General features: G+C 61.7%; 21 protein-coding genes. 14 read left to right on the top strand and 7 right to left on the bottom strand.

Translation table 11 applies throughout. The features are described from left to right. Positions 1-153: 153 nt before the first annotated feature. Entirely contained in the window at positions 154-1,368 is a 1,215-nt protein-coding gene (serB, locus tag Q8M42_RS07535; protein WP_304864090.1) for a phosphoserine phosphatase SerB, read from the top strand. Between the two features lie 55 nt (positions 1,369-1,423). On the opposite strand, the gene Q8M42_RS07530 is transcribed toward serB, so the two are convergent. From Q8M42_RS07530 to Q8M42_RS07510, 5 genes are all read right to left on the bottom strand, one after another. Further along, positions 1,424-3,493 carry an EAL domain-containing protein gene (locus Q8M42_RS07530; RefSeq protein WP_304864092.1) on the bottom strand — a complete coding sequence of 690 codons (2,070 nt, stop codon included), beginning with the start codon at positions 3,491-3,493 and terminating at the stop codon, positions 1,424-1,426. Positions 3,494-3,557: 64 nt separating this feature from the next. Next, positions 3,558-5,360, bottom strand: coding sequence for a molecular chaperone (locus tag Q8M42_RS07525; RefSeq protein ID WP_304864093.1), 1,803 nt, complete (start codon positions 5,358-5,360; stop codon positions 3,558-3,560). A gap of 233 nt (positions 5,361-5,593) precedes the next feature. Further along, positions 5,594-6,454 carry an archaetidylserine decarboxylase gene (gene asd, locus Q8M42_RS07520; RefSeq protein ID WP_304864094.1) on the bottom strand — a complete coding sequence of 287 codons (861 nt, stop codon included), beginning with the start codon at positions 6,452-6,454 and terminating at the stop codon, positions 5,594-5,596. A 37-nt stretch (positions 6,455-6,491) separates the two neighbouring features. Continuing rightward, the gene (locus tag Q8M42_RS07515; RefSeq protein ID WP_304864096.1) at positions 6,492-7,307 is read right to left on the bottom strand and encodes a rhodanese-like domain-containing protein; all 816 of its coding nucleotides are present in this window, start codon (positions 7,305-7,307) and stop codon (positions 6,492-6,494) included. Between the two features lie 45 nt (positions 7,308-7,352). Then, positions 7,353-8,867 carry an HDOD domain-containing protein gene (locus Q8M42_RS07510; RefSeq protein ID WP_304864097.1) on the bottom strand — a complete coding sequence of 505 codons (1,515 nt, stop codon included), beginning with the start codon at positions 8,865-8,867 and terminating at the stop codon, positions 7,353-7,355. 119 nt (positions 8,868-8,986) lie between these two features. Between Q8M42_RS07510 and motA the strand changes: the two genes are divergently transcribed. Together motA and motB are read left to right on the top strand one after the other, a co-directional pair. Next, positions 8,987-9,838 (top strand): flagellar motor stator protein MotA, encoded by an 852-nt coding sequence (gene motA / locus Q8M42_RS07505; RefSeq protein WP_304864098.1) that lies wholly within the window; start codon positions 8,987-8,989, stop codon positions 9,836-9,838. An 8-nt stretch (positions 9,839-9,846) separates the two neighbouring features. Further along, positions 9,847-10,863, top strand: coding sequence for a flagellar motor protein MotB (gene motB / locus Q8M42_RS07500; protein WP_304864099.1), 1,017 nt, complete (start codon positions 9,847-9,849; stop codon positions 10,861-10,863). A 121-nt stretch (positions 10,864-10,984) separates the two neighbouring features. Here motB and rsgA read toward each other — a convergent pair whose 3' ends face one another. Next, complete coding sequence (rsgA, locus tag Q8M42_RS07495) at positions 10,985-12,016, bottom strand: small ribosomal subunit biogenesis GTPase RsgA (RefSeq protein WP_275960543.1); 1,032 nt, start codon at positions 12,014-12,016, stop codon at positions 10,985-10,987. Positions 12,017-12,135: 119 nt separating this feature from the next. On the opposite strand from rsgA, the gene Q8M42_RS07490 reads away from it, so the two are divergent. Both Q8M42_RS07490 and orn read left to right on the top strand, forming a co-directional pair. Then, entirely contained in the window at positions 12,136-12,915 is a 780-nt protein-coding gene (locus Q8M42_RS07490) for a class I SAM-dependent methyltransferase (protein WP_304864101.1), read from the top strand. A gap of 75 nt (positions 12,916-12,990) precedes the next feature. Next, positions 12,991-13,533 (top strand): oligoribonuclease, encoded by a 543-nt coding sequence (gene orn / locus Q8M42_RS07485; protein WP_304864103.1) that lies wholly within the window; start codon positions 12,991-12,993, stop codon positions 13,531-13,533. A gap of 127 nt (positions 13,534-13,660) precedes the next feature. Here the strand turns inward: orn and queG are convergent, their stop codons facing one another. Beyond that, a complete protein-coding gene (gene queG / locus Q8M42_RS07480; protein WP_304864105.1) occupies positions 13,661-14,722 on the bottom strand; it encodes a tRNA epoxyqueuosine(34) reductase QueG in 1,062 nt (353 codons plus the stop codon). A 60-nt stretch (positions 14,723-14,782) separates the two neighbouring features. Between queG and Q8M42_RS07475 the strand changes: the two genes are divergently transcribed. The 9 genes from Q8M42_RS07475 (at position 14,783) to hflC (ending at position 24,878) form a co-directional block, all read left to right on the top strand. Then, positions 14,783-16,282 carry an NAD(P)H-hydrate dehydratase gene (locus Q8M42_RS07475; RefSeq protein ID WP_304864107.1) on the top strand — a complete coding sequence of 500 codons (1,500 nt, stop codon included), beginning with the start codon at positions 14,783-14,785 and terminating at the stop codon, positions 16,280-16,282. Beyond that, positions 16,270-16,737: a tRNA (adenosine(37)-N6)-threonylcarbamoyltransferase complex ATPase subunit type 1 TsaE gene (tsaE, locus tag Q8M42_RS07470; protein ID WP_304864110.1), complete on the top strand. Its 468-nt coding sequence runs from the start codon at positions 16,270-16,272 to the stop codon at positions 16,735-16,737. The genes Q8M42_RS07475 and tsaE overlap by 13 nt, the downstream gene beginning before the upstream one ends. A 19-nt stretch (positions 16,738-16,756) precedes the next feature. Continuing rightward, positions 16,757-18,175, top strand: coding sequence for an N-acetylmuramoyl-L-alanine amidase (locus tag Q8M42_RS07465; RefSeq protein ID WP_304864112.1), 1,419 nt, complete (start codon positions 16,757-16,759; stop codon positions 18,173-18,175). Beyond that, complete coding sequence (gene mutL / locus Q8M42_RS07460; RefSeq protein WP_304864115.1) at positions 18,172-20,070, top strand: DNA mismatch repair endonuclease MutL; 1,899 nt, start codon at positions 18,172-18,174, stop codon at positions 20,068-20,070. The genes Q8M42_RS07465 and mutL overlap by 4 nt, the downstream gene beginning before the upstream one ends. 29 nt (positions 20,071-20,099) lie before the next feature. Then, positions 20,100-21,077 carry a tRNA (adenosine(37)-N6)-dimethylallyltransferase MiaA gene (gene miaA, locus Q8M42_RS07455; protein ID WP_304864117.1) on the top strand — a complete coding sequence of 326 codons (978 nt, stop codon included), beginning with the start codon at positions 20,100-20,102 and terminating at the stop codon, positions 21,075-21,077. A 101-nt stretch (positions 21,078-21,178) separates the two neighbouring features. Then, positions 21,179-21,439 (top strand): RNA chaperone Hfq, encoded by a 261-nt coding sequence (gene hfq, locus Q8M42_RS07450; protein WP_090249679.1) that lies wholly within the window; start codon positions 21,179-21,181, stop codon positions 21,437-21,439. Positions 21,440-21,453: 14 nt separating this feature from the next. Then, positions 21,454-22,755, top strand: coding sequence for a ribosome rescue GTPase HflX (hflX, locus tag Q8M42_RS07445; protein WP_304864122.1), 1,302 nt, complete (start codon positions 21,454-21,456; stop codon positions 22,753-22,755). Between the two features lie 96 nt (positions 22,756-22,851). Further along, positions 22,852-24,009, top strand: a complete 1,158-nt coding sequence (gene hflK, locus Q8M42_RS07440; protein ID WP_304864125.1) for an FtsH protease activity modulator HflK — start codon at positions 22,852-22,854, stop codon at positions 24,007-24,009. Then, positions 24,009-24,878 (top strand): protease modulator HflC, encoded by an 870-nt coding sequence (gene hflC, locus Q8M42_RS07435; protein WP_160013032.1) that lies wholly within the window; start codon positions 24,009-24,011, stop codon positions 24,876-24,878. The genes hflK and hflC overlap by 1 nt, the downstream gene beginning before the upstream one ends. Positions 24,879-24,963: the final 85 nt, after the last annotated feature.

The following is a 24,963-nucleotide window of genomic DNA, read 5'->3' as shown; positions in this document are numbered from 1 at the left end:
GTAGTTGGCGCGCAGTATAGCGGCGCCCCCGCAGTGGGCAAAGCGCCGTGCGTGGCTGTTTGCCGCTGAAAATGGGTAGAATGTGCGCCTTTTCCACGGCTTGTGACCTGTTCAGCAAGCCGCTGCCCCTGACGCTGTACTGGAGACCGAGCCTTGCGCGAAATCGTCCTGATCAATATCACCGGCGAAGATCGCCCCGGTTTGACTGCCGCCATCACTGGCGTACTGGCTCAGGGCGGGGTGAATATCCTCGATATTGGCCAGGCAGTGATCCATGACACCCTGTCGTTCGGCATCCTGGTGGAAATACCGGATACCGAGCGCGCGTCCTCGGTGCTCAAGGACATTCTCTTTACCGCCTACAAACTTGATCAGCAGGTGCGCTTTACCCCGGTATCCGAGGTGGACTACCAGCAGTGGGTCAGTGGCCAGGGCAAGGCCCGGCATATTGTCACCCTGCTGACGCGCAAGGTGACGGCCGAGCAACTGCAGCGCGTCAGTGCGATTACCGCGCGTTATGACCTGAATATCGACCATATCGACCGCCTCTCCGGGCGCATGCCGCTGGATATGCCGGCCGAACAGGGCAAGGGCTGTATTGAGTTCTCGGTGCGTGGCGAGCCGGCTGATCCGGCCGCTCTGCGTGCCGAGTTCCTTAGCGTGGCGCAGGAACTCAACGTCGATATCGCCTTCCAGCGCGATTCGCTGTTCCGTCGTAATCGCCGTCTGGCGGTGTTCGACATGGACTCGACGCTGATCGAGGCTGAGGTGATCGACGAGCTGGCCAAAGCCGCTGGTGTTGGCGAGCAGGTCTCGGAAATCACCGAGCGGGCGATGCGCGGCGAGCTGGATTTCGCCGCCAGCTTCCGCGAACGCCTGGCGTTGCTCAAGGGCTTGCCGGAAACCGTGCTGGCGGATATCGGCGCCTCACTGCGCCTGACCGAAGGCGCCGAGACGCTGTTCAGCGAGCTGCGCCGCCTGGGCTATAAGACTGCGATCCTTTCTGGCGGCTTTACCTACTTTGCCAGGCAGCTGCAGGCCAAGCTGGGTATCGACTATGTGTTTGCCAACGAACTGCAGATTGTCGATGGCCTGGTCACTGGTGTGGCAGTTGAGCCGATTGTCGACGCTCAGCGCAAGGCTGACCTGCTGCGCGAGCTGGCGGCCAAGGAAGGCTTGCGCCTGGAGCAGACCATCGCCGTGGGCGATGGTGCCAATGACCTGCCGATGCTGGCCATCGCCGGCCTCGGTGTGGCGTTCCGCGCCAAGCCGCTGGTCAAGCAATCGGCCAAGCAGGCGATCTCGACCCTGGGCCTGGACGGTATTCTCTATCTGCTCGGCTTTCGCGACCGCGACGGCCTGGAGTAAATAGCAAGCAAACTAAAGCCGCCCTAGAGGCGGCTTTAGTTGTATCTACACAGTCTTATTCGTCGCCGGCCGAGAAGTCGTAGTCCATCGACTGGCTCGGGCCCTGCAGGTAATGTCCCTGAATGTAGTTGACCCCGGCCTGCCAGAGAGTGGCCAGCACGCTGGCGCTCTCGACGAAGGGCACGATGGTCAGCTTGGCCTGGGAGTGCAGGCTGGCCAGCAAGGTTTTCAGCGCTTCCTGGTTTTCCGTCTTGCTCAGGTCCTGGGAGAAGGAGCTGTCAACTTTGACGAAGTCGATCTGCAGGTGCTTGAGTGTGTTGAACGGATTCAGCGAGCAGCCGAATTGAGTTAGCGCGGTTTTGCAGTGCAGTTCGTTGAGGCCCTGGGTGATGGCCTTGGCCTGCTTCAGGTAGGCAATCGCATCCGGCTCGCTGAACTGGAACACCAGCGAGTCTGACGGCAGACGTGCGGCTTTCAGTGCCACGCTGAGCCACGGCAGCAGGGTCTGATCCTGCACGCTGGCGGTCGACAGGTGTACGAACAGGCGGGTGTTATGGCCTTTGCTGCGATGGTCGGCGAGCAGTTTGATCGAGTTGAGGATCACCCAGCGATCGATCTTCTCGGCAAGTCCGGCATCTTTCGCCGCGTTGAACAGTTCGGTCGGCGGAATTTCCTCGCCTTGTGGGCCGATCAGGCGCAGCAGCGCTTCATAGTGTTCAAAGCTGTCGCCGCGCAGGCTGATGATCGGCTGGAACAGCAGGCGGAAGCTGTTCTTCTCCAGCGCCTGCTGGATCATCGCGACGATATTGCCGCGGCTCGCAGCGGCGGCCAGCTCATCGGCCGGGTTGAACAGCTTGATCGCGTTGCCATCGCTCAGCTCGTCGGCGCAGCGATGGGCGCGGTCGACCACTTCCTGGGCCTTGGCGGTTTTCTCGTTGAGCCCGGCCACGCCAATCGACAGCGTGCTTTGCACGGTGCGGCCGCTGACGTCGAACAGATGACCTTCGACTTTTTTCAGCAGGCTGCTCAGCTGCTCGCGAGTACTTTCCGGGCTGACGCCGGGTTGCAGCACAGCAAATACGTCATCGCCGAAACGCGCCAGTTGCGCGTCAGCGCTGAAGTGCGCGCGCAGCAGGTTGGCCAGATCGGTCAGCAGAATGTCGATGCCGGCCAGGCCGATATCGGCGAGCAGGCTGGCGTAACGGTCAACGCGGATGTAGGCGAGGCTGGACGGCTGTCCGGCATTCACTGCGCGCTCGGCGGCGCTGTCCATCAGTTCGAGGAAGTGAGTGCGGTTGAACAGGCCGGTGACCAGGTCCTGGCTGCTGATCTCGCGCAGCTTTTCTTCCAGTTCGGCGTTACCCGTTTCGGCGCGAATCACCACCTGGATGCAGGGTTCGCCATCGTAGGTGGCCGGGGAGAAGCTCATCTGTGCCGGGAAGCTCTGGCCGTTGGCCTTGATTCCGGCGCAGTTGAGTTCAGCGCTGCCTTCGGCACTTTGATAATTCTTCAGGAAGTCCTTGAAGCTGGATTGGTCGCTGCTGCCGATCAGGTCGATCATCGGCATACCTTCCAGCTCGTCGGCATCTTCGTAGGCAAACAGCTCCAGATAGGCGCGGTTGGCGTAGATGTGCATGCCGTCGTGCACATAGGTGATGGCATCAACGGAGCTGTCGAGCAGTAGTTGGCAGCGTTTTTCCGCTTCACGCAGCGCCACCTCGCAGGCGCGGCGCGCGCGGCGTTCTTCCAGGTTGGCCAGCTCGCGCTTGGCCACCAGTACCAGGCGCTCGTCTTCGCCCTGCGGCAATGCGTCCTGGGCGCCGAGCATCAGCGCTTCGGTGATGCTGTCGGAATCGTTGTCGGCGAGCAGCTGGATAACCGGAATATCCTTGGCCTGGCGTCGGATCGCGCCAATCGCTTCACTCGGCGCCAGCTGTTCGCTGCTCGGTGCGCAGATCAGCAGATCCCAGCTTTGTTGCAGGGCCTCGTTGAGGTCATCGCTGGAACTCAGGCGATGCACGCGGGTTGCCCGCCCCGCATTACGGAACAGGCTGACCAGGCGCTCGGCCTCGTTCTGCGAGTCTTCGAGTATCAGTAGCCGTATGGTTTTTTTTTCAATGGCCATGGTGTGGTATCAAATCTGCGTCGAACGGGCGCGAAAAGGCGACAAACGGGAGTGCGTCGGCAATCTACAGCGACTTCCAGAGTGAGTCAAAGTCTTCCTCCCCGCCTGGCGTGCGGCTTTTCGGCGCTGTGACAGGCTTCCCGTGCTCACTGCTGATCTGCTCGACGCCGCGGTACTCGAACTGGTTGAAACTGCCGGTGCTGGTTTGCCGGCGGCTGAGTACTGCGCGATGTTCGTTGCCATTCAGATTGATGCTGACCTTGTTGCCTTCCTGGAACGGCAGGCGCGCAGTAATCAGGCTGGCCGGCCGCGAGATGGCGCTGATTTCCGGCAGCAGCAGGGCGCGCAGGTACTGGCTGTTCTGCTCGGCCTTGCGCACCAGCTGCAGGCCGCAGGCTTGCGCGTGCGGAGCGATCAGTTCGATGCCCATCTGTGTGCCGCCGCCACGTACCTGGCGAATCCAGCGCACCACGGCAATGCTCCAGCCTTGCTGCGGCAGGCCTTGTACGCCGAGCAGTTCACCGGCCTGGAGTTGGCTGGGGACGTCTTTCGGCCACGACAGGCAGTAGCCGCCGGGGCTGATATTGACGATGGCCACTTCGAATACCGGGTAGCTGTCGGCATTGCTGTCGGCGCTACCAGCCATTTTTTCCGGTTTGTTGTACTGGATCTCTTCGAAGGGCAGGCCGTTTTCCCACTGGTTGCTCTTCTGTGCATCGAAGGCGTTCGACCAGACATCCGGTGCGCCGGTTTCGGCTTTGAATACTGCGGCATTGGTTGTCACTGGTAGCTGCAGCACTTCGTTGAATGGGCGTTTGCCGGCCAGGTAGAAATGCAGCGCGCTCATGCCGATGCACAGAGTCAAGGCGCCCTGGCCCTGGCTGCGCTGGAAGGTACGCTCGGCGATATCGCCCCAGGCCGCGGCCAGATGCTGCAGCATGTCGTGACTGAAGCCTTCGGGCACCGTCAGGCGTGATTGTGCAAGGTTCTCGGCCGGCAGCAGCAGGTGCTCCTTGATCGCATCTACCAGTTGGCTGGGGTCGATGCCGACTGCGGTGTGCAACTGGCTCTGTTGAAACAGCGAGATATAGCGCGGCGGGCCATCCAGCTGCGGCGCAATGGCAAACAGGCTGGAGGGGGCGTCGCCGGCTTGCAGGGTGGCCAGTGCGCTCCAGGGCTCAAGTACTTCGGCCAGGCGGGCAATAGCGCTCTGACGCATCTGGTTGCAGCGCGCGCAACCGAGCAGCAGGGCGACCAGATAACTTTGTTCAGTACTCAGGCCTTGGGTGCGCAGGGCCTGGGTGTCACGAATTATGGTTTTGTGCAGGTCGCGCGCCAGGGCGATCTGGTACAGCTGGTGTAGCTCAAGCCAGAGCCCCTCCGGAACCGGGCAGTATAACTGGCTGGCGCGAATCAGCGGGCCGCACAGGCTGTGGGTGGCGCGCTGCAGGGCTACGGCAAGCAGTTGGTGACGTTCGCGGCCTGGCTGGGCCGCCAGCCGGGCGACGATCAGCTTGTAGCCGATTGCCAGGTGGTTCTGCAGGGCCTGGCAGAGGTTGGCAACCTTGCGCGGCCGCTCATCAAGAACGATGGCCTGGTTAAGGAAGTGCTTTTCCAGCTGCTTGCAGACGAAATAGATTTCCGGGCGGAGGATTTCCAGCAGCTGCAGGCGATTTTCCGAGGGGGTCAGCAGCTGATTGAGCTCGACCAGGGCCTGATACAGCTGGCGCGCGGTTTCGCCAATATTAGCTTTGGGCAGGCCTTCGACCCATTTTTTCAGATCACGAGGACTGGCTTCGCAGAATGACAGGCTTTGCTTGTCCGGCGTTGTAACGCGCAGTAGCAAGTGAGAATTCTGTTTATCCATCTAAATCGGATACTCCACAGCACACGGGCAAGGCAGGTGAGTCTAGAAATTATGTTTCGACTCTAGCAGCATCTCGCGTGCCCCGCAGCCATGTCCTTGGCTGGGTTGCCAAGTTGGCGCGGCACACAAATCATCTGGAAGTCATTGTTGTGACTGGTTTTCGTGGTCGGAGGTTCACCCTGGCCAGTCTTCCGGCACCGTCTGCATGGGCTGACGGTGCCAGTCTTGGTGGGCTAGCCGCGTGGTGCGGCGAGGCGCTGGCCCATCTGCACTGGGCTGTTGGCGGCCAATTCTGCGGCCCACTGCACCTGTTCCGGGCCAAACAGCACGATGGCGGTGGAGCCAAGCTTGAAGCGCCCAAGCTCTGCGCCTTTTTCCAGCATGATCGGCGCACGTGCCGTTTCGTCGTAACTGAATGTTTTCAAGGTGCGTTTTGGCGGCGTGACCAGGCCCGCCCAGACGGTTTCGATCGAGGCCACGATCATCGCGCCGACCAGCACCACGGCCATCGGGCCGCGCTCGGTATCGAACAGGCAGACCACGCGCTCGTTGCGGGCAAACAGCTCAGGGACGTTTTCCGCCGTGGTCTGGTTGACCGAGAACAGCCGGCCCGGCACGTAGACCATCTCTTTCAGGGTGCCGGCCAGCGGCATGTGCACGCGGTGGTAGTCCTTGGGTGAGAGGTAGATGGTGGCGAAGTCGCCGCCCATAAAGGCCGCGGCGCGCTCAGTGTCGCCGCCCAGCAGCTCAATCACGCTAAAACTGTGGCCCTTGGCCTGGAATACCCGGCCTTGTTCGATTTTGCCGAGCTGGCTGACTGCGCCATCGGCGGGGCTGAGCACCGCGCCAGGCGTGCTGTCGAGCGGGCGGGCGCCGTCTTTCAGGGCGCGGGTAAAGAAGTCATTGAAGTGGGCAAAGGCGCTCAGGTCTTCGACCTGGGCTTCGCTCATGTTGACCTGGTACTGCTTGGCGAACCAGCCGATCAGGCGGTTCTTGAACCAGCCAGCGCGGCATTCGGCGGCGCAGCCGATCAGGCGCGACAGCAGGTGGTGCGGCAGCAGGTACTGGCTGAGGATAAACAGACGATCTTTCATTGGCGTTCCTTAAAAATGACTGGCGGTCTGCGGGTGCTTAGCGCTCGACCGGGGTGTCCGGGTGGTTGCCCCACTCGCCCCAGGAGCCAGCGTAGGCTTTTACCCGTGGGTAGCCGAGCAGCTTGGCGACCAGGTAGGTAAAGCCGGAGCGGTGGTGGGTCTGGCAGTGGGTGATGATTTCCTTGTCGGCGGTGATGCCGAGGCTATTGAGCTGCGCCTGGATATCCTCGCGGATGCGCAGTGCTCGGGCTGGGTCCATGCCCGCAGTCCATTCGAAGTTGAGGGCGCCAGGAATGTGCCCGGCTTTTTGTGCCAGGGCTTTTTCACCGCTGTATTCGCTGGGCGCGCGGGCGTCCCAGATCGCCAGGTCGGCGGCTCCGAGGCGGCTTTGCAGGTATTCGCGGGTGGCGGTCGGCGCGCTGTCCAGTTGCAGTGCAACCGCCTGTGCGCCGGCATCTGGCACTGTGGTGCTGAGCTCGCGCTCTTCTGCCAGCCAGGCCTGCAAGCCGCCGTCGAGGTAGTGATAGCGCGCGTGGCCAATCACATCCAGCAGCCAGATAAAGCGTCCGGCCCAGCCGCCGCCTTCATCGTCATACACCACGTAGACGGCGTCGGGGTTATGTCCCAGCTCGCCGAACAGCTGCTCAAGCTGCGCCTGTTCCGGCAGCAGGCCAGGTGCTGGCGGCTGGCCCAGTTGGGTGCGCTTGGGGTCGACAAAGCGCGCGCCAGGGATGTGGCCGGCGGCGTAGCGGGCGCTGCTGGTCAGGTCGATCAGGATCAGTTCGGGCGCATTCAGGCGGCTGGCCAGTTGCGCGGGTTCGATCAGCAGGGGCAACTCAGCGAAGGCGGTCATGCCGGGGCTCTTTTGACGGGAAAGGGACGGATTGTAGCGGAAAGCCTAGCGGCTGCGGCCGGCAAAGCTGGCCAGGGCACGCTCAATGCATTGCACGGTTTTGCCGAAGCCCTGCACGCTGGCATCGCTCAGCGGTCGGCCGCCCTGGTCGGCGAAGATCAGCATAACCACGCGGTTGTTGCTGGCGATGGAGCGAATCAGCAGGTGTTCGCTGGGGAACAGGCTTTTCAGCGAGCCGGGTAGCATGGCGGAAAACTGCGCAATGTTGGCCGGGCTCAGTTTGAGTTGTGCAGGGGCGCTGAGCAGGCGGCGTAGCACCTGGCTGTGCTGCGGGTCCAGGCTGAGGCTGGCGGTGGCTTTGTCCAGGCCGCTCTGCTGCTGGGCCATCAGGCGGGTATGGGTACGATCAGCGAGCAGGATCAGCACGCGCTGCATGCCGCAGGCCTGGATTGCCTGATTGGCGCAGGCGGTGAGCTGCAGCACATTGCTAAACGCGCTGGGCTGGGCGAGCAATTGTGCGCATTGCTGACGCCACTCGCTGACGACTGCGGGCTTGGGCTGTTCGGCTGTGGCCTGCAGGTGCCGTGCCTGCCACGGCCAGAGCAGCGCTTCGGCCGGGTGCCAGAGGTCGGTGCCGGGCATCTGTCGGGCGCTGCTGACGGCGTTTTGGTGCAGCAACTGCTGCACGGTATCGAGCGGCAACTGTAGGAATAAGCCGGTTAGGCGCTGCCAGCGCAGGCTGTGCGGGCTGTTCCAGGCGTAGTGTGCGGACAGCGCCAGGCCGTTGGCCAACAGAATGCTGTTGGCCGGTTGAGTCAGCCAGCGGCGCAGGTTGCTGTCGGCGTCTAGGATCTGTTGCTGGTGCAGTGGATGCTCATTGTCGCGGGCGATATGCAGCGCCTTGACCAGTAAGCGGCGGTCGCTAACCAGCAACCGATAGCCCTGAATGACCCATTCCGGCAAATGCCACTGCTCGCTCAGGGCCAGGCACAGCTTCAGCAGCGGTACCCCCAGCAGTTCCTGCTCCACCTTGCTCGCTGCTTCGCCCTTGACCAGCACCCGCTGTTCCCAGGCCTCGAACAGCTCAGGGTGGGCGGCGAGCAGGGTCCAGATCGGCGCGAGAAACAACAGGCTACCCCAATGCACTTCCTGCCACAGCCGTGCCAGACGGCCGGCAAACAGACCATTGGCCTGCTGGCTGGCATGCTGGCTGATCAGCTGGATTTGCCGCAGCGCTTTAGGCAATTGCTGCTCGGGGAGGGCGGGCAGGGTATTGAGCAGGTCTTCAGTGCGTTTAATGCCGACGCGGCTAATCGCAGCTTCAAGACTTTCGGTTTGCTCGCTGAGCCCACTGCTCTTGCGGTTGGCTTCACGCAAGACACTGAGCGCCAGCGCCGGGCAGCCCTGCATCAAATCTGCCAACTCGCGCATCGAGCGGCTGCTATCTGCCAGGGCGCGGCGCAGCGTCTGCTGACTGTCGATGGAGGCGGGCAATAGCTGGCTATCCAGCTGCTTGAGCCAGTCTGTCAGGGTGCGCGGATAGTGGACGGGCTTTGGCATGCGGGTTGAGACAAGCTGGCTTTTGACCTTAACTGGCTATAGTCTCGCGCAAAACTTCCGATAAATAGAAGGGTTGTTTTGCAAAGCCCCTTTCTACCCTCTCTGGCAAGTCTCTTTCTATGGCAAAAATCATCGGTATCATTGTTGTACTCGCCAGCGTTTTAGGGGGGTTTATCCTCTCTGGCGGTAAGTTTATGGCGTTGGTCCACCCCTTCGAAGTGTTGATCATTGGTGGGGCTGCCTTGGGCGCATTTCTGCAGGCCAACCCTGGCAGCATGTTTATGCAGGTGTTTAAGAAATCGCTGAGCATGTTCAGCTCGCGCTTCACTCACCACTACTATCTGGATGTGCTTAAGCTGCTTTATGAGATTCTCAACAAGAGCCGCCGCGAAGGCATGATGGCCATTGAGGCCGATGTTGAAGACCCCGCGGCCAGCCCGATATTCAGCAAATATCCCGGTATTCTCAAGGATCAGCGGATGACATCCTTCATCTGCGATTACTTGCGCATCATGTCCTCCGGCAACATGGCCCCGCACGAGCTTGAGGGCCTGTTCGATATGGAAATCACCAGCCTCAAGGAAGAACTCGAGCACCCGGCACATGCTGTTGCGAAGATTGCCGACGGTATGCCAGCCATGGGGATCGTGGCAGCGGTGCTGGGTATCGTGATTACCATGTCGATCCTTGCCGAGGCTGACAACGCGGAAATTGGCGAGAAGGTCGGCACTGCACTGGTGGGTACCTTCCTTGGGATTCTGGCGTCTTATGGTTTCTTCGGTCCGTTGGCCGGCTCACTGGAGCATGACGCCAAGGAAGAGCTGAACGTTTATGAGGCAATCAAAGCCGGGTTGGTAGCCTCTGCTTCAGGTATGCCACCGTCGCTGGCGGTCGAATTTTCCCGCAAGGTGCTCTACCCGGCGCACCGTCCGAGTTTCAGCGAGCTTGAACAGGCTATGCGTGGGGGCTAAGGCATAGCATGGAAAACAACCAGCCGATTATCGTTAAGCGGGTCAAGAAGGTTGCCGGCGGCCATCATGGTGGCGCCTGGAAGATTGCCTTTGCCGATTTTGCCACGGCGATGATGGCGTTTTTTATGGTGATGTGGCTGATGTCTGTGGCGACGCCTGAGCAGAAGAAGCTGATTTCCGGCTACTTTCAGGACCCTGTGGGATTCTCGGAAAGTGCCAGCCCCTATGTGATTGACTTGGGCGGCACGCCGACGCCGGCCCCTGATCGCACCCTGAACCCGGAACCGCAGGACGAAAAGAGCCCGGCCGAGGATGCGCAGGCGGATGTGGACAAGCTGCAGGCCGAGTCGATAGCCGAAGAAGTCGAGCGTGAGCGCCTGGAATTGCTGCTGCAGGAATTGCAGAACAAGGTTGAGGAAAACCCTCAGCTGCAGAATTTCAAGGATCAGATTCTTTTCGAGATCACCCAGGACGGCCTGCGTATCCAGATCATGGATGCCGAGAACCGACCGATGTTTGCCTCCGGCAGCGCGCGCTTGCAGCCGTACTTCGAGGACATCCTGCTGGCCATGACCGACACCATCTCGGCGGTGCCAAACAAGATCAGTGTCAGTGGTCATACCGATGCTGCACCCTTTGTCGGCCGCGGTGGCTATGGCAACTGGGAGTTGTCTTCTGATCGCGCCAATGCGGCGCGGCGCGTGCTGATTGCGGGGGGCTATGACGACGAGCAGGTGGCGCGGGTGGTGGGTTACGCGTCGTCGGCCTTGTTTGATCGGGAGAAGCCGCTCAATCCGGTCAACCGGCGTATCGACATTGTGGTGCTGACCAAGAAGGCTCAGCGCGCCATCGAGGGTGGGCAAAGTGATGCGGCAGATCCGCCTGCTGATGCGGGTAGTCCCTCGCCCGCTCCCACGGTCGCACCGCCCGCTGCGCCAGGCGATCCATTACCCGGCGGACAGTTGCGCGAGCGTTTGAATATCTTCGAGGAAGGTGTGCTGCAGTTCGATCAGCCCGCTGAGTGAGCTGCAGCTAAATGCACAAGGCCGCGACATGTCGCGGCCTTTTTTGTTGATGGTCTGCCATCCCTGGCGGCCATCCTACGGGCCGTCGCGGCGCGATGTTAAAAATCGCTCCGGCGATTTTTCAGTACTCGGCTTCTGGCAGGCTGGCCAGGATATGCCGGTAACTGGCCATGCGCTGCGGATGCAGGCGGCCATCTTCCAGGGCCTTGAGCAAGGCGCAACCTGGCTCGCGGTCGTGTTTGCAATCGCGGAAGCGGCATTGGCCGATCAGGTCGTGAAACTCGATAAAGCCCGCTTCGACATCATCACGGCTGACGTGCACCAGGCCGAATTCGCGAATCCCCGGGGAGTCGATCAGCTCACCGCCGCCGGGGAAGTGGAACAGCCGCGCGGTGGTGGTGGTGTGGGTGCCTTTGCCGGTCAGCTCGGAAAGCGGGCCGACGCGGGTATCGACTTCCGGCAACAGGCTGTTGACCAGCGACGACTTGCCCACCCCAGACTGGCCGACGAACACGCTGACATGGCCATCGAGTTGCTGTTGCAACTGCTGCATGCCGTCGCCGCCATGGGCAGACACTTCCAGCAGCGGATAACCCAGCTCGCGGTACACGCCGAGCATGCGGTTAAGGGCCACGGCGTTCTGCTCATCCAGCAGGTCGGTCTTGTTCAGCAGCAGCAGTGGGCGGATACCGGCGTGTTCGGCCGCCACCAGGTAGCGGTCGATCAGATTGGCGTGGGGCTCGGGCAGCGGGGCGAAGACGATCACGATCAGGTCGACGTTGGCCGCTACTGGCTTGAGCTGGCCGCGGGTGTCCGGGCGGCAGAGTTCGGTGCTGCGCGGCAACTGCGCGACGATCACGCCAATGCCCTGGTTGCCGGCGCGCCACACTACTTGATCACCGGTGACCATGGTCGGCAAGTTGGCGCGCAGGTGGCAACGGAATACCTGGCCGGCAAGTTCGCCATCCAGGGCTTCAACTTCGATCTGCACGCCGAAGTGAGCAATCACCAGGCCGGTCTGTTCCGGGCCGAGGTCGCCACCTTCAAGAATTTGTACAGCCTGCGACTCGCGCTTGGCGGCGCGGGCGGCACGCTCGCCTTGGATTTTTTCGATACGCCAGTTTTGCCGGCGGTTGAGTTGGCGTTTGGCCATGGGTCTTCCGAGAGTTGAATTACGCAATAAACGGTCGCGAGTCTAGCACGGGCTGCCTATTGAGCTGCTGGCGCGGCTAAACTGCGGCGCATCATCGGTCGGACGGTTGAGGAATTTGCATGTTGCGCGTTGTTCGCCACTATCCGGCGCTGCTCGCCTTGTTTGCCCAGTTGGCTGCGACCTTGCTGATCGGTTTGGCGTTGTATCTGGCCGCTCAGCTCTCGCCCTGGCGGCCGACCTGGCTGGCCACCGGCCTGTTGCAAGGCTTGCTGGCTGCCATTTTGGCGCGTTACCTGGGGCTGTCGCGCTGGTGGTGCGGATTGAATCTGCTGTTCGTCCCGGCGCTGTTGCTGGCCAGTGGCGCGCCGCTGCCGTCTTGGGTGTTTCTTGGCGGCTTTGTCTTGTTGTTGCTGCTCAACTGGAACAGCTTTGGCGAGCGGGTGCCACTGTACCTGACGGCTGCCGGCACGCGTCAGCATCTGCGTGCGGTGCTTGACCAGCAGCCTGCGCAGTTCCGTTTTATTGATCTGGGCTGTGGCCCGGCCGGCACGCTGCTGAGTTTGGCTCGCCACTATCCGCAGGCGCAGTTTGTCGGGGTGGAGACCGCGCCGCTGTCCTTTGCCATCGCCTGGTTGCGCGCCTTGTTCCAGGGCAATTGCCAGATCCGCTATGAAAACCTCTGGCGCAGCGACCTGTCGGCGTTTGATGTGGTGTATTGCTTTCTTTCGCCTGCACCGATGCCGGAGCTGTGGGCCAAGGCCTGCGCGCAGATGCCCGCTGGCAGTCTGTTGATCAGCAACACCTTCGAGGTGCCGGGGCAGACGGCGGATCAGCAGATCGAACTGCACGACTGGCGCAAGTCTCGCCTGCTGTTATGGCGCATGCGCGGCGCGGCTTGAGCGCAATGCTGTCGGCCGAACGCAGTAGTTTTTCGGCGGCCTGTTAAACTGTCGGCCTTAGCCGAGGAGCGCAGCATGCAGAACCCGCAGAACCTTATCTGGATCGACCTAGAAATGACCGGTCTGGAGCCCGAAACGGACGTCATCATTGAGATGGCCACCATCGTCACTGACAGCGACCTGAACATCCTCGCCGAAGGCCCGGTGATTGCCGTGCACCAGAGTGATGAGCTGCTCGCCGGCATGGATGAATGGAACACTCGTACCCACGGTGGCAGCGGTCTGACCCAGCGCGTACGTGAAAGCAAGATTGGCCCGGCCGAAGCGGAAGCCATGACCATTGCCTTTCTGGAGCAGTGGGTGCCGAAGGGCAAGTCACCGATCTGCGGCAACAGCATCGGCCAGGACCGACGCTTCCTCTACAAGTACATGCAGAACCTGGAGGCCTACTTCCATTACCGCTATCTGGATGTCTCGACCCTGAAAATTCTCGCCGGCTTGTGGGCGCCGCAAGTCAAGGAGTCGTTCCAGAAGCAGGGTACGCATCAGGCGCTGGATGATATCCGTGAGTCCATCGCTGAGCTGAAGCATTACCGCCAACACTTTCTCAAAGTCTGACACTGGCAAAAGCCCGCTACGCGGGAACGCTGTTATGTAAAAGAAAGATGCGTAGGATGGGTGATAACCCATCAGCCAATTGATGGGTTATCACCCATCCTACGACCTGCGAGCACAGCCGCATTCGTTACAGGCCATGACGCGCCAGCGCCCACTCGACATGCTCGCGTACTAATTCGGATGGGTGCTCGCGGCGCGCCTTGAGCGCTTCCAGCACGGGAATGCTGGAGGGGGCGTTGCCCAGGCCGACGGCCAGGTTGCGCAGCCAGCGCTCGTAGCCGGCGCGGCGCAGCGGTGAGCCCTCGGTGCGGCTGAGAAATTCGTCTTCGCTCCAGCAGAACAGCTCGGCCAGTTCAGCGTTGTCCAGGCTGTGGCGCGGCTGGAAGTCGCTCTGCTCGGTGGGTTTGGCAAAGCGGTTCCACGGGCAGACCATCTGGCAGTCGTCGCAGCCGAACACCCGGTTGCCGATCGGTGCGCGCAGCTCTTCCGGAATTGAGCCCTTGAGCTCGATGGTCAGGTAGGAAATGCAGCGCCGCGCGTCCAGCACATAGGGGCCGACAAAGGCGGCGGTCGGGCAGATGTCCATGCAGGCGGTGCAGCGCCCGCAATGCTCGCTGGCGTGGGGTGGGTCCACCGGCAGTGGCAGGTCGACAAACAGCTCGCCGAGAAAGAAGTAGCTGCCGGCCTTGCGGTTAAGCACCAGGGTGTTCTTGCCGATCCAGCCGAGCCCAGCCTGTTCGGCGATGGCCTTTTCCAGCACGGGCGCGCTGTCGACAAAGGCGCGGTAGCCGAACGGGCCGATCTGCTGCTGGATGCGTTCGGCCAGCTGCTGCAAGCGCTTGCGGATCAGCTTGTGGTAATCGCGGCCCAGGGCGTAGCGCGACACGTAGGCTTTTTCCGGCTGGCCGAGGCGCTGGGCCATCTGCGTGTCGCCGGGCAGGTAGTCCATGCGCAGCGACACCACGCGTAGAGTGCCGGGCACCAGTTCATCGGGGTGGGTGCGTTTGCTGCCATGGGCGGCCATATAGTCCATCTCGCCCTGGTAACCAGCGTCCAGCCAGCGTTGCAGGTGCGCCTCGTGTTCGCCCAGTTGCACACCGGCAATCCCGACCTGTTGAAAGCCCAGCTCGCGGCCCCAGTCTTTGATCGACTGGGCGAGGGCGGCAAGGTCAAGGGTGTCTATGTTCATATGAGGGCGGGTAACCGGGGCGCAGGTGGGTATAATTCTGCCAGACATCGGAGCCAACGCATGCTGCATTCGCCTGACAATCTTCCTCTGCCGCTATACAGCGCCGCCCAGGTGCGCGAGCTGGATGCGCTATTGATCGCTGCTGGCACGCCGGGTTTCGAGCTGATGAGCCGCGCCGCGCATGCTATCTGGCGTGCCCTGCGCCGTCGTTGGCCGGATACAGGTGTGCTGACGGTGCTGGCCGGGCGCGGCAACAATGCGGGTGATGGTTACCTGGTGGCGGCGCTGGCGTTGCGCGCGGGCTGGCAGGTGCAGGTGCTGGCGGTCGGCGATGCAGCGCAGTTGCAGGGCGATGCCGCCTTGGCCCGTGACCATGCGCTTGCTGCTGGTGTTGCGGTGCAACCCTGGAGCGAGTGCGCCGAGCTGCACGGCGTGGTGCTTGATGCCCTGCTCGGCACGGGCTTACAGGGTGCGGTGCGCGAGCCCTATGCCCAGGCCATCCGCCTGTTAAATGTCAGTGGTTTGCCAGTGCTGGCGGTGGATATTCCGTCCGGGCTCTGTGCCGATACGGGGCAGGTGCTGGGTGTTGCCGTGCGTGCGCAACTGACGGTGACCCTGATCGGTCTGAAGCTGGGGCTGTTTACCGGGCAATCGGCGGATTATCTAGGCGAGTTGCAGTTTGATGATCTGCAGGCCGATGCGGCCCTGGTCGCTGCTCAGGCTTTTACCGCACAGCGCCTGACGCCGGCCTGTTTGCCGCAGTTACCGATGCGTTCGCGCAACGTGCACAAGGGCCAGTTGGGCCATGTGCTGGTGGTCGGCGGAGACCGTGGTTTTGCCGGGGCTGGTCTGCTGGCGGCGCAAAGCGCGCTGCGCGCCGGTGCCGGGCTGGTCAGCCTGGCGACCCGCGGTGAGCATCTGCCGGCAGCGCAGGCGCGCTTGCCTGAGGTCATGGCCGCTGGCGTGGCCTCGGCCAATCAGCTGCTGGCCCTGGGCGCCAATGCCAGTGTCTGGGTGGTTGGCCCAGGTCTGGGGCAGGGCGCCTGGGGGCGTAGTCTGTTATCGGCGGCTGCGGTCAGTCGCGCTGTGCAGGTCTGGGATGCCGATGCGCTGAACCTGTTGGCGCAAGCACAGGTCCAGTTACCGGCGGACTCCGTGCTTACGCCGCACCCCGGCGAGGCGGCGCGTTTGCTGGGTATCAGCACGGCTGAGGTGCAGGCCGATCGGCCAGCAGCGGCACGTGCCTTGGCGCAGCGCTATCAGGCGGTGTGCGTGCTGAAAGGCGCGGGCAGCCTAATAGCTGCGCCTGATGGCGGCTTGTGGCTGTGTGATCGTGGCCATCCGGTTATGGCCGGCGCCGGCTTGGGCGATGTATTGGCAGGTTTGACCGGTGCATTGTTGGCCCAGGGGCTGTCTGGGCTGGGGGCGGCTCAGTTGGCGGTCTACCTGCATGCCTGTGCTGGCGAGCAGCTGGCGCAGCAGGGCAGTGGCCTGGCGGCCAGTGATTTGTGTGCGGTTATTCGTCAATTGTTGCAGGAGCAGCATGCGTGTCTGAATTAGAACTGTTTGCCGCCGATGAAGAGGCGATGCTGGCGCTGGGCGCGCGTATCGCCGAGGCGACCGGCGGCGTTGGTGTGATCTATCTGCATGGCGATCTCGGTGCCGGCAAAACCACCCTGTCGCGCGGCATTATTCGCGGGCTGGGGCATGTTGGCGCAGTGAAAAGCCCGACCTTTACCCTGGTAGAGCCCTATGAGGTCGGCGCCTTGCGCGCCTTTCACTTCGACCTCTACCGCCTGGTCGATCCTGAGGAGCTGGAGTTTCTCGGCATTCGTGATTACTTCGAAGGTGATGCCCTTTGTCTGGTCGAGTGGCCGCAGCGCGGCGCCGGCGTTTTGCCAAAGGCTGACCTGGACATTACCATTAGCCCGCATGGGGCTGGCCGGGCGCTGCGTTTGCAGGCGCAGGGCGCACGTGGCACCACCTGGTGCGCCACTTTGGCCGTCGGGGCATGAATTTATTATGGGGTTGGCTATGCGCATAGGCGCGCGTTTCATCGCACTTGGAGTGGCATTGGTAGCCCTGGCCGCCGATGTAATGGCCGCGTCGGATGTGCGTAGTGTGCGGCTGTGGCGTGCGCCGGATAACACCCGTCTGGTGTTTGACCTGTCCGGCCCGGTGCAGCACAGCGTATTTCTGCTGTCGTCGCCCAATCGCATCGTCATTGATGTCAGCGGGGCCAAGCTGGCCACCAATTTCGACCAGCTGACCCTGAGCAACACCCCGATCACGGGTGTGCGCTCGGCGCAGCGCACCCCGGATGACCTGCGTGTGGTCATCGATCTGTCTGCGGCGGTCACGCCGAAGAGCTTTACCCTGGCGCCCAATCAGCAGTACGGCCATCGTCTGGTCGTCGACCTGTTTGACCAGGAAAGCGGCGCCGCACCTAGCCTGCCTGCCACTACCGTGGCCACTGCGCCGCAGGTGCCGGTAACGCCAACCCAGGCGCCGCCGAAGCTGACGCCGATACCCAATGGCAAGCGCGATATCGTGATTGCCATCGATGCGGGCCATGGCGGCGAAGACCCGGGGGCGTTGTCGCCGGTCAAAGGCCAGTATGAAAAGCATGTGACCCTGGCGATTGCCAAGGAGCTGCAGCGGCAGGTCAATGCCGAAAAGGGCTTCCGCGCCGAGCTGGTGCGTACCGGCGACTACTTTATCCCGCTGCGCAAACGCACCGAGATTGCCCGCAAGAAGGGCGCCGACCTGTTTGTTTCCATCCACGCCGATGCGGCGCCGCGAGCGGCGGCATTCGGTGCCTCGGTGTATGCACTGTCAGATCGTGGTGCCACTTCGGAAACCGCGCGCTGGCTGGCGGATGCGGAAAACCAGTCGGACCTGATCGGCGGCGCAGGCAATGTCAGCCTGGACGACAAGGACAAGATGCTTGCCGGGGTGCTGCTCGACCTGTCGATGACCGCCTCGCTGTCGTCCAGCCTGAACGTCGGCAACAAGGTGCTGGGTCATATGGGCCGCGTCACTCCGTTGCATAAGCGGCGGGTGGAGCAGGCCGGCTTTATGGTGCTGAAGTCGCCGGATATTCCGTCGATCCTGGTGGAAACTGGGTTTATCTCCAATCCCAATGAAGCCCGCAAACTGTCCAGCGCCAGTCACCAGCAGGCCCTGGCGCGCTCGATTGTCACGGGCGTAAGGCAGTTCTTCCATGAAAATCCGCCACCCGGCACCCATGTGGCCTGGTTGCGAGATAACGGCAAGATTACCCTCGGCCCGCGCGAACATGTAGTCAGCTCCGGCGAAAGCCTGGCGCTGATCGCCCAGCGTTACCAGGTCAGCCTGGTCGTGCTGCGCAGTGCCAATTCGCTGACAAGTGATGTGATTAAGGTCGGTCAGCGTTTGCAGATCCCAGCGACTGCTCTGGCTGCGCAGCCATGAGCAGCCATGAGCCGTCAGTAAGAGAGACCGCACGCATTCAGCTGCTCAGCCCGCGGCTGGCGAACCAGATTGCTGCCGGCGAGGTGGTCGAACGTCCGGCCTCGGTGATCAAGGAACTGTTGGAAAACAGCCTGGATTCCGGCGCCAAACGCATCGAAGTGGATGTCGAGCAGGGCGGCGTCAAGCTGCTCAAGGTGCGTGACAATGGCAGCGGCATCTCCCCGGATGATCTGCCCCTGGCGTTGGCCCGGCACGCCACCAGCAAGATTCGCGAACTGGAAGACCTTGAGCAGGTGATGAGTCTGGGCTTTCGCGGCGAGGCGCTGGCGTCGATCAGTTCTGTGGCGCGCCTGACCCTGACTTCGCGCACGGAAGGTGCTGAGCAGGCCTGGCAGGTGGAAACCGAAGGTCGTGATATGCAGCCGCGGGTGCAGCCCGCCGCGCATCCGGTTGGCACTTCGGTGGAAGTACGCGACCTGTTTTTTAACACCCCGGCGCGGCGCAAGTTTCTCAAGACCGAAAAGACCGAATTCGATCACCTGCAGGAAGTGATCAAGCGCCTGGCCCTGGCGCGCTTCGATGTGGCCTTCCATCTGCGCCACAACGGCAAGACCGTGCTCGGCTTGCACGAAGCACCAGATGAGCAGAGCCGTGCGCGACGGGTGGCTTCGGTGTGTGGCCCGGCGTTTCTCGAGCAGGCGCTGCCCATCGACATCGAGCGCAACGGCCTGCACCTGTGGGGCTGGGTGGGCTTGCCGACCTTTTCCCGGAGCCAGGCTGACCTGCAGTATTTCTATGTAAACGGACGTATGGTGCGCGACAAGCTGGTTGCCCACGCGGTGCGCCAGGCTTACCGCGATGTGCTGTTCAATGGCCGCCATCCGACCTTTGTGCTGTTTCTGGAAATCGACCCGTCGGTGGTCGATGTCAATGTGCACCCGACTAAGCACGAAGTGCGTTTCCGCGATGGGCGCATGGTGCATGACTTCCTCTACGGCACGCTGCACCGTGCGCTTGGCGAGGTGCGCCCGGAAGATCAGCTGGCGGCTCCGGCAACGGTCAACGAGATGCTGCGTCCTACCGGCCAGGCTGCCGGCGAGTTTGGTCCGCAGGGTGAAATCGGCCTGGCGGCCAGCCTGCTGCAACCCGCGCCCAACAACTCGGTGTGGCGTTCGCCAGGCGCCGGTTATCAGGGCGCTCGCCCGGAAGCTGCCTTGCCTGCCGCCGAAGCTCAGGGCGCCTATCGTGAGTTCTTCTCGCCGATGGCCACTGCGCCGGCTCCGGCGGGCCTGCCGGATGCGCAGGGCGATATTCCGCCCCTGGGCTATGCCATCGCCCAGCTCAAGGGCATCTATATCCTTGCCGAGAACGTCCAGGGGCTGGTGGTGGTGGATATGCACGCAGCCCATGAACGCATCACCTATGAGCGGCTCAAGGTGGCTATGGCCAGTGAAGGCCTGCGCGGCCAGCCGCTGCTGGTGCCGGAGTCGATTGCCGTGAGTCAGCGTGAGGCTGATTGCGCCGAAGAACATGCCGAGTGGTTCCAGCGTTTGGGTTTTGAGCTGCAGCGTCTGGGCCCGGAAACCCTGGCGATCCGCCAGATTCCCGCGTTGCTCAAGCAGGCTGAGGCCACGCGGCTGGTGCAGGATGTGCTGGGTGATCTGCTCGAATACGGCACTACCGACCGCATTCAGGCACACCTCAATGAGCTGCTCGGCACCATGGCCTGCCACGGCGCGGTGCGCGCCAACCGGCGCCTGACCCTGCCGGAAATGAACGCCTTGCTGCGCGATATGGAGCACACCGAGCGCAGCGGTCAATGCAACCATGGGCGGCCGACTTGGACGCAGATGGGCATGGATGACCTGGACAAGCTGTTCCTGCGCGGCCGCTAGCCGCTGCGCCACTAAGAGAATTTTTGAGCATGTCCGAGCGCCTGCCTCCGGCGATTTTCCTGATGGGGCCAACTGCGGCCGGCAAGACCGATCTGGCCATCGAGCTGGCACGGGTGCTGCCGTGCGAGCTGATCAGCGTCGATTCCGCGCTGATTTACCGTGATATGGACATCGGCACGGCCAAGCCGGATAAAGCCACGCTGGCCGAGTTTCCTCACCGACTGATCGATATTCGTGACCCGGTCGAGAGCTATTCGGCGGCAGAATTCCGTCGTGATGCCCTGGCCGCTATGGCCGAGATCACCGCGCGCGGGCGTATTCCGTTGCTGGTGGGCGGGACCATGCTGTATTTCAAAGCGTTGCTTGAAGGCCTGGCGGAAATGCCCAGTGCTGATGCAGCGCTGCGCGCCGAGCTGGAGGCGCGCGCCCAGGCCGACGGTTGGGAGGTGCTGCATGGCGAGCTGCGTGCGGTCGATCCAGAGTCGGCAGCGCGTATCCATCCCAATGACCCGCAGCGCTTGATTCGCGCCCTTGAGGTCTATCATCTGAGCGGGCAGAGCATGACCGTTCATCGCCAGCGCCAGGCGACAGAAAATACTGCCGGTGGCGCATCGGCAGCGCGGCAATTCCCCTATACTGTGGCGCAATTGGCCATTGCCCCGGCACAAAGGCAGCTGTTGCATGAGCGAATTGCCCTGCGATTTCGCTTGATGTTGGAACAGGGGCTGGTTGCCGAGGTCGAACGCCTGCGTCAGCGAAGTGACTTGCACGTTGGGCTACCGTCTATACGGGCGGTGGGTTATCGCCAAGTCTGGGATTATCTGGACGGCAACCTCGACGCTGAACAGATGCAGGAGCGCGGCATTATCGCCACGCGCCAGCTGGCCAAGCGACAGTTCACCTGGTTACGTGGTTGGCAGCAGGATGTGCACTGGCTCGATAGCGCCGACTGCGACAATCTGCCGCGTGCCTTGAAATACCTGGCAGCGGTCTCCATATTGACCTGAGACCTTGCCGTTGGCCGTCTATCCTTGGGGGTATGACGGCTTTAAGCCGTTTGTTGGTTTACTAAAATTATTGAAAATTGATCCTTAAAGGAGTGCGGCACATGTCAAAAGGGCATTCGCTACAAGACCCTTACCTGAATACCTTGCGTAAGGAACGCGTCCCGGTTTCTATTTATTTGGTTAACGGCATTAAGCTGCAAGGCCAAATCGAATCTTTCGACCAGTTCGTGATTTTGCTGAAAAACACTGTCAGCCAGATGGTCTATAAACACGCCATTTCCACTGTAGTGCCTAGCCGTCCGGTGCGTCTGCCGAGCGCCAGCGAAACCGAGCAAGCTGAAGCTGAGCCTGGTAACGCCTGATTTAGGAGGCTGCATTGTTCTTCGAGCGCCATGAAGGTGGAGAGCGGGCCATTCTGGTACATCTGGACGGCCAAAATTCCGAGGCGCGCGAGGACCCGCAGGAGTTTCAGGAGCTGGCCATCTCGGCCGGTGCTGAAACTGTCGCGTTCCTCAGTGTTCCGAGCAATCGGCTGACGGCCAAGTACCTGATCGGCAGTGGCAAAGTTGAAGAGCTGCGTGATCAGGTCAAGGCTGTCGAGGCTGATCTGGTTATCTTCAATCACGTCCTCACGCCCAGTCAGGAACGTAACCTTGAGCGTGCTTTCGAGTGTCGGGTATTGGACCGTACCGGTCTGATCCTCGACATTTTTGCTCAGCGCGCGCGTACCCATGAAGGCAAGCTGCAGGTCGAGCTGGCCCAGCTCGACCATATGAGTACGCGGCTGGTACGTGGCTGGACTCACCTTGAACGGCAGAAAGGTGGTATCGGTCTGCGCGGCCCGGGTGAAACCCAGCTAGAAACCGACCGCCGCCTGTTGCGCGTGCGGATTCGCCAGATCAAGCAGAAGCTGGAAAAGGTGCGCAGCCAGCGTGAGCAGGCGCGGCGCGGTCGCCAACGTGCGGATATCCCTTCGGTGTCATTGGTGGGCTACACCAACGCCGGCAAGTCGACCCTGTTCAATACCCTGACCACATCGGACGTTTACGCGGCCGATCAGCTGTTCGCCACCCTCGATCCCACCCTGCGTCGTCTGGAACTGGATGATCTGGGGCCGATTGTGCTGGCTGATACCGTGGGATTTATTCGGCATTTGCCGCACAAGCTGGTCGAGGCTTTCCGTGCGACGCTTGAGGAGTCGAGCAATTCCGATCTGCTGCTGCACGTGATCGACTCCCACGAGCCTGAGCGCGATCAGCAGATTGAGCAGGTGTTGGCGGTGCTGGGCGAGATTGGTGCCCATGAACTGCCGATGCTTGAGGTGTATAACAAGCTCGATTTGCTCGAGGGTGTGGAGCCGCAGATTCAGCGCGATGCCGATGGCAAGCCGCAGCGGGTCTGGCTCTCTGCACGTGACGGACGTGGCTTGCCGTTGCTGCGCCAGGCCATTGCCGAGCTGTTGGGCAATGACCTGTTTGTCGCGACATTGCAGTTGCCGCAGCGCCTGGGGCGTTTGCGCGCGCAGTTCTTTGCTTTGGGGGCGGTACAAAGCGAGTCGCATACCGAGGACGGCAGCAGTCTGCTGTCCGTGCGCTTGCCGCGAATCGAACTGAATCGGCTGGTCAGTCGCGAAGGGCTGAAGCCGCAGGAATTTATCGAGCAACACACTTTGCAATAAAGCCTGCATCAGCGACTTTGCCGCTGGTTGCATGCATTCTGTAGCATTGGCGGGCGCGCCGTGGGCGCGTCTTTGCTTTATCAGATGGAGAGCGCTATGGCTTGGAATGAGCCGGGTGGCAACTCGAATAATCAGGATCCATGGGGTGGCCGTAAGAACGGTGATCGCAAGGGGCCGCCGGATATCGATGAGGCCTTCCGCAAGCTGCAGGAGAGCCTGAATGGGCTGTTCGGTGGCGGCAAGAAACGAGGCAGCGAGACTGGCTCGGGCAATGGCGGCGGCTTCGGTTTGCTGTTTGTGGGCCTGGGGCTGTTGGCTGCAGTCTGGCTGTACAGCGCGATCTATGTCGTTGATGAGCAGGAGCAGGCCGTGGTGCTGCGCTTCGGCAAATACTACGAAACAGTCGGTCCGGGCCTGAATATCTATTTCCCGCCGATTGATCGCAAGTTCCAGGAAAACGTCACCCGCGAGCGTGCGTACAGCAAACAGGGGCAGATGTTGACCGAGGACGAGAACATCATCGAAGTGCCGTTGACCGTGCAATACCGGGTCAGCAACTTGCAGGATTTCGTCCTCAACGTTGATCAGCCGGAAGTCAGTCTGCAGCATGCGACTGACAGTGCCGTGCGTCACGTGGTGGGTTCCACCGAGATGGATCAGGTGCTGACCGAAGGTCGTGAGCTGATGGCCAGTGAGGTCAAGGATCGCTTGCAGCGTTTCCTCGACAACTACCGTACCGGCATCACGGTTACTCAGGTCAACCTGCAGAGTGCGGCGGCGCCGCGCGAAGTACAGGAAGCCTTCGACGACGTGATCCGCGCCCGTGAAGACGAGCAGCGTGAGAAGAATCAGGCGGAAACCTACGCCAATGGCGTGGTGCCGGAAGCCCGTGGTCAGGCACAGCGCCTGATTGAGGATGCCAACGGTTACCGTGATGAAGTGGTTTCTCGCGCACAGGGTGAGGCGGATCGCTTCACTGCATTGGTCACCGAGTACCGCAAGGCGCCTGAGGTCACTCGCGAGCGTCTGTATCTGGATACCATGCAAGAGCTGATGACCAATACCAGCAAGGTGCTGGTGACGGGCGACAAGGGGCAGAACAACCTGCTTTATCTGCCGCTGGACAAGATGATTGATGGTCGCAGCTCGTCTGCGCCTAGCTCGATATCTGGCTCTGCGAGTACTGCAGACGCCGGCTCGCGGGTCACCATCGATCCGCGTCAGGTTGAGCTGCGTACAAGGGAGAGCCGTTGATGAGCAATAAATCGCTGATCGCCCTTATTGTTGGCGTGGTGCTGGCGCTGGTCGCCTGGAACAGCTTCTATATCGTCTCGCAGACTGAGCGTGCGGTGCTGTTGCAGTTCGGTCGTATCGTGCAGCCGGACGTGCAGCCGGGCCTGCATGTGAAGATTCCGTACGTTAACCAGGTGCGTAAGTTCGATGCGCGTCTGCTGACTCTGGACTCCACCAGCTCGCGTTTCCTTACGCTGGAAAAGAAAGCGCTGATGGTTGACGCCTTCGCCAAGTGGCGAGTGCTGGACGCCGAGCGTTTCTACACCGCGACTTCCGGTATGAAGCAGATTGCCGACGAGCGTTTGGCGCGTCGCCTTGAGGCGTCGCTGCGTGACCAGTTCGGTAAGCGCACCTTGCATGAGTCGGTGTCGGGTGAGCGCGATGCGCTGATGGCAGATGTGACCGCCTCATTGAATCGTGCTGCGCAGAAAGAGCTGGGCATCGAGGTGGTGGACGTGCGCGTCAAGGCCATCGACCTGCCGAAGGAAGTCAACCGCAGCGTGTTTGATCGCATGAGCTCCGAGCGTGAGCGTGAGGCTCGCGAGCACCGCGCCAAGGGTAAGGAGCTGGCCGAGGGTATTCGCGCCGACGCCGACCGTCAGCGCCGTGTGTTGCTGGCCGATGCCTACCGTCAGGCTGAAGAGCTGCGCGGTGAGGGTGATGCCCAGGCCGCGGCGATCTATTCCAAGGCTTATGGCATGGACCAGGAGTTCTACTCGTTCTATCGCAGCCTGAGGGCTTATCGCGAGAGCTTCGCCGATAAGCGTGACGTGCTGGTGCTAGATCCGAGCAGCGACTTCTTCCGCTATCTGGAGAAGTCCAAGCCTTAAGTCATCACCCCGGCGGGCAGCCGCCGGGGTGATCCTTGTGGAAAACGTGGTATCATGCGGCAGCCGGGAAAATCCCGGCTTTTTT

It is taken from the genome of Pseudomonas sp. (assembly GCF_030684895.1).
In the GTDB taxonomy this organism is placed as follows: domain Bacteria; phylum Pseudomonadota; class Gammaproteobacteria; order Pseudomonadales; family Pseudomonadaceae; genus Aquipseudomonas.
This window is presented reverse-complemented; position numbering and strand designations above follow the sequence as displayed.

Excerpts from the sequence above, each read along its gene's own strand:
- Q8M42_RS07530 (WP_304864092.1), bottom strand. The coding sequence starts at position 3,493 with ATGGCCATTGAAAAAAAAACCATACGGCTACTGATACTCGAAGACTCG.
- queG (WP_304864105.1), bottom strand. The coding sequence starts at position 14,722 with ATGAACATAGACACCCTTGACCTTGCCGCCCTCGCCCAGTCGATCAAA.
- asd (WP_304864094.1), bottom strand. The coding sequence starts at position 6,454 with ATGAAAGATCGTCTGTTTATCCTCAGCCAGTACCTGCTGCCGCACCAC.
- hfq (WP_090249679.1), top strand. The coding sequence starts at position 21,179 with ATGTCAAAAGGGCATTCGCTACAAGACCCTTACCTGAATACCTTGCGT.
- Q8M42_RS07515 (WP_304864096.1), bottom strand. The coding sequence starts at position 7,307 with ATGACCGCCTTCGCTGAGTTGCCCCTGCTGATCGAACCCGCGCAACTG.
- Q8M42_RS07490 (WP_304864101.1), top strand. The coding sequence starts at position 12,136 with ATGTTGCGCGTTGTTCGCCACTATCCGGCGCTGCTCGCCTTGTTTGCC.
- motA (WP_304864098.1), top strand. The coding sequence starts at position 8,987 with ATGGCAAAAATCATCGGTATCATTGTTGTACTCGCCAGCGTTTTAGGG.
- Q8M42_RS07465 (WP_304864112.1), top strand. The coding sequence starts at position 16,757 with ATGCGCATAGGCGCGCGTTTCATCGCACTTGGAGTGGCATTGGTAGCC.
- rsgA (WP_275960543.1), bottom strand. The coding sequence starts at position 12,016 with ATGGCCAAACGCCAACTCAACCGCCGGCAAAACTGGCGTATCGAAAAA.
- hflC (WP_160013032.1), top strand. The coding sequence starts at position 24,009 with ATGAGCAATAAATCGCTGATCGCCCTTATTGTTGGCGTGGTGCTGGCG.
- Q8M42_RS07510 (WP_304864097.1), bottom strand. The coding sequence starts at position 8,867 with ATGCCAAAGCCCGTCCACTATCCGCGCACCCTGACAGACTGGCTCAAG.
- miaA (WP_304864117.1), top strand. The coding sequence starts at position 20,100 with ATGTCCGAGCGCCTGCCTCCGGCGATTTTCCTGATGGGGCCAACTGCG.
- mutL (WP_304864115.1), top strand. The coding sequence starts at position 18,172 with ATGAGCAGCCATGAGCCGTCAGTAAGAGAGACCGCACGCATTCAGCTG.
- orn (WP_304864103.1), top strand. The coding sequence starts at position 12,991 with ATGCAGAACCCGCAGAACCTTATCTGGATCGACCTAGAAATGACCGGT.
- motB (WP_304864099.1), top strand. The coding sequence starts at position 9,847 with ATGGAAAACAACCAGCCGATTATCGTTAAGCGGGTCAAGAAGGTTGCC.
- Q8M42_RS07525 (WP_304864093.1), bottom strand. The coding sequence starts at position 5,360 with ATGGATAAACAGAATTCTCACTTGCTACTGCGCGTTACAACGCCGGAC.
- hflK (WP_304864125.1), top strand. The coding sequence starts at position 22,852 with ATGGCTTGGAATGAGCCGGGTGGCAACTCGAATAATCAGGATCCATGG.
- Q8M42_RS07475 (WP_304864107.1), top strand. The coding sequence starts at position 14,783 with ATGCTGCATTCGCCTGACAATCTTCCTCTGCCGCTATACAGCGCCGCC.